Below are 3,529 nucleotides of genomic sequence, written 5' to 3'. Positions count from 1 at the left end.
GTGGCGCCCGTGCGCGACCACCACAGCCATACGGGCTTGGGGATCGCGCCGCTGGGCAGGCGGGTGACCTCCAGGCGGATCACGGTGCCTTCGATTGGCTCCGGGAGTGAGTGTTGGCCCCACCTGGGAGTCAGTTCGGGACCCAGTTGGCGATCTTCGAGCTCATGATCGTGGGTGAGTTTTGGCCCCCGGCCAACGTCATCCGTTCGCGGTGGCGGCCTGGTGGGATCTTGTTCTGGCGAGGCGGTAGGAGTCGGTTCCGGTCTCGATGATGGTGCCGTTGAAGGTGAGCCGGTCGACGATCGCGGCGCATAGCCGCGGGTCGGTGAACGTCTTCGTCCAGCCCGAGAATGATTCATTACTGGCGATCGCGACGCTGTTCTTCTCCTCCCGCTCCGTCAGCACCTGGAACAGCAGCTCCGCGCCGCGGCGGTCGAGTTCCATGTAGCCCAGCTCGTCGATGCAGAGCAGGTCGACGCGGCCGTAGCGGGCGATGGTCTTGTTCAGCTGCTTGTCGTCGGCGGCTTCTACGAGTTCGTTGACGAGTTTGGCGGCCAGGACGTAGCGGACCCGGAACCCGGCCATCGCGGCTTCGGCGCCCAGGGCGATGAGCAAGTGGGATTTGCCGGTGCCGGAGTCGCCGATGAGGCAGAGCGGGTGGCCTTTGCGGATCCAGTCGCAGGTGGCCAGCGCTTGGACGACGGGCGGTTCGACATGGGGGTTGGCACCGAAGTCGAAGTCCTTGACCCACTTCTGACGTGGGAACCCGGCGGCGTGGATGCGCCGTTCGGAACGGCGCCGGTTGCGTTCCTCGCACTCGGCCATGAGCAGCTCTGCCAGGAATCCGCGGTAGGTCATCTGGTCGCGCTCAGCGCCGGCGGCGATGGCCGAGTACTGGGCGCGGAGGGTGGGCAGGCGCAGCACCCGGCAGGCGGTGTCGACGGCGGCGTCGGCGGCCTGCTCGGTCAAGCCGCGGTGGCGTTGGTTGATCACGGGGTGCCTCCAGGGATGGGATGGTGCGGGCGGTGCCTCAGGAGCTGGTCGTAGGCGGCCACCGACGGCAGCGGCCGGGTGTCGGGCGGCAACTGCACCAGCCTGCGGCTGGTCAGCGACGCGACCGCGGCCTTGCGCGGCTCAGGCTCGCCTGGGTCGGTGTCGGACTGGACAGGATCCAGCTGAGCGGCTTTGCGGGCTTCGACCGCGACGGCTTCGGGGGTGAGCGCGCCGGCCGCCAGGGCGGTGGCGATGCCTGCCACGACGTGGTCGTGGGTCATGCTGCGGTGCAGCAGCAGGACCTCGATCAGGGCTCGGGTGCCGTCGGCGTCGCCGCGGGCCTTGCGGACCGCGGCCCACCAGGCGTCGTGCACGGGTGTGAACTTGCCTGCGGCGCGGGCCTGATCGAGGGCCGTCGCGCCGGGCAGTGCACCGGGTTTGCGGATCAGCGCCTCGAGGTAGTGGTCGAGTTCCAGGCGGGTTTCGCCGCGGGCGGCCAGGCGCTCGTGGCGGGCGATCTCGTTGCGGCCGTCGTAGATGACCAGGTGAGAGGCGTGTAGCAGCACCCGCACGATGCGTCCGATGAACCGCACGGGCACCGAGTAGTGGTTCATCCGGACCGTGACCTGCCCGTAGCGGTCCACGCGCGGGTTGAACACCCGCCCGGTCTCGAACGGCTCCTCCGGTAGCGGCACCAGCAGTGGTGCCTCGGTGGCGAAGTGCTGCCCGACGGTGTGCAGCCGCGACCCGATCCGGCGGTTGTCGTCTTCGAGGTCCCACCGGTCGACCATCGCGCTCAGCTGGACCAGTGATGACACCTGTGGGACGGGGACCAGGTGGTTGCGGCGGAACCGGCCGATCTCGCCTTCGACGCCGCCTTTCTCGTGCGCGCCTTCCTCGCCGGGCTGGCAGTAGAACGCGTCGATGCCGTAGTGCGACCGGAACGCGATCCAGCGGTCGTTCTCCGCCCGCAGCCTGGAGAATCCCAGCACCCGCGACACCGCCGAACGCAGGTTGTCGTAACGGATCTTCACGGTCGGGACCCCGCCCAGCACGTTGAACGCGTGCACGTGCCCTTCCAGGAACGCCTCCAGCCCGCAGGAGGCGAACACCCGGTGCACCGCTTTGCCCGAGTACGACAGCCGCAGCGTGAACAGGTAGCAGTTGGTCATCTTCCCGGCGAGGTTGACCCACACGTCACCGAAGTCGACCTCGGCCTCGGCGCCGGGCTGGTGGGTCTGGCGGATGAACACCTGCGCCGGGCCTCGACCGGCCTCGACCCGGACCTGCGGACGGCGTTCGGCGATGTAGTCCACGACCGTGGCATACGAGATGCCCTCCATCTCGTGTTCGGCCACGAGCCTGTCGAAGATCCGCTTCACGGTGTGGCGCTGCTTGCGCGGCGCGTCCAGGTCATCGCGCAGCATCTGGTCGATCACCGGCTTAAACGGGTCCAGCCGTGAACGCCGCGGCGGCAACTGCTTGCGCGGCGCCGGCCACGGCGATTCGAGGGCCTGTCGCACCGTGCGCCGGTGCACCCCGTACTTGTCGGCCAGCGCCCGGATCGACAGGTTCTCCATGCGGGCGTCACGCCGGATCGCCGCGAACAGTTCGACCTTCGACTTCGCCGCCATCACCGGGCCTCCTCCCACCAGGAGCAACCTGAGCATTCCATGGCAAACCGGGTGGGGCCAGAACTCGTTCCCCGAACCCCACTGCCGGGGCGACGGTGGGGCCAAAACCGGCTCCCCATCGGCGCTGACGTGCGCATACCATCAGCGGATGTCCACCGCCGTAACGCGATCTTCCCTACGGAAGATCCTGCCCATTCTCGATCCTCAACCCATGGCCATCCTGCCGGACCGGGCTTGGACCGGTGAGCAGTGGCGACGCATCCAGTCGGGCTACAAGGCCCGAGACATGGACGAGAAGTGGAACGTCTTCGTCGAGGGGCAGGTCGCCCACTTCCTGCGGAGCTGGACCGGTCACACGATCTTCGAGGCCACGTTCTCCGAAACCCCGGCCGGTCATCGCATCACCACGGCCGTTGTTGAGACCGATCAGAAACGACACCGCCGCACCTCACCCGAGCACGACCGGATCATGCTGGAGCTTGTCATCACCGCCATCCTCCTCGGCGAACCGGCCACCGGCCTACGCGACGAACTAGTGCAGCACAGCCCGCGCTCCCGCGAAGTTCCGCCAGCGGCAATCCTGCATAGCTCCCTCGGCCTCCGTACCCCCGAATAGCAGGGTTTCGGCTGGACCAGAAACAGGGCTGGGGCCAGAACTCGCTAAACCCATTTCTTCGTAAAGCCAGGTGGGGCCTGAGCTCACTCCCAGCCGGAGCCACGACTCATTCCTCGAGCCACTTCGATGATGGGCAGTGCGGCCGAGGTGTTCCAGGCGGCGCGGCGGGTCAGCCTTGGGTGCAGCCGGTCCCAACTGCGCACGATCGCCGGACCGTAGAGCCTGGTCTCGGTCGTCGTGGTGTGGTCGGGTTCGCCCCAGGTGGCCGGGTCGCCGAAGATGAACT

At 67.9% G+C, this 3,529-nt stretch carries 3 protein-coding genes and 1 pseudogene; 1 reads left to right on the top strand and 3 read right to left on the bottom strand.

Annotated features, from left to right (window positions below):
• Window positions 1-198: 198 nt before the first annotated feature.
• Together istB and istA are read right to left on the bottom strand one after the other, a co-directional pair.
• The gene (istB, locus tag AB0J67_RS39955; RefSeq protein WP_363490842.1) at window positions 199-993 is read right to left on the bottom strand and encodes an IS21-like element helper ATPase IstB; all 795 of its coding nucleotides are present in this window, start codon (window positions 991-993) and stop codon (window positions 199-201) included.
• Window positions 990-2,627 carry an IS21 family transposase gene (istA, locus tag AB0J67_RS39950; protein WP_363490840.1) on the bottom strand — a complete coding sequence of 546 codons (1,638 nt, stop codon included), beginning with the start codon at window positions 2,625-2,627 and terminating at the stop codon, window positions 990-992. Before istA ends, istB begins: the two co-directional genes overlap by 4 nt.
• Before the next feature lie 148 nt (window positions 2,628-2,775).
• Here istA and AB0J67_RS39945 point away from each other — a divergent pair, with 148 nt between their 5' ends.
• Window positions 2,776-3,243, top strand: a complete 468-nt coding sequence (locus AB0J67_RS39945; RefSeq protein ID WP_363490838.1) for a hypothetical protein — start codon at window positions 2,776-2,778, stop codon at window positions 3,241-3,243.
• A 122-nt stretch (window positions 3,244-3,365) separates the two neighbouring features.
• Here AB0J67_RS39945 and AB0J67_RS39940 read toward each other — a convergent pair.
• Window positions 3,366-3,529: pseudogene (locus AB0J67_RS39940) on the bottom strand (transposase); the annotation flags it as partial.

The sequence above is a fragment of the Catellatospora sp. NPDC049609 genome (assembly GCF_040675365.1).
In the GTDB taxonomy this organism is placed as follows: domain Bacteria; phylum Actinomycetota; class Actinomycetes; order Mycobacteriales; family Micromonosporaceae; genus Catellatospora.
This window is presented reverse-complemented; position numbering and strand designations above follow the sequence as displayed.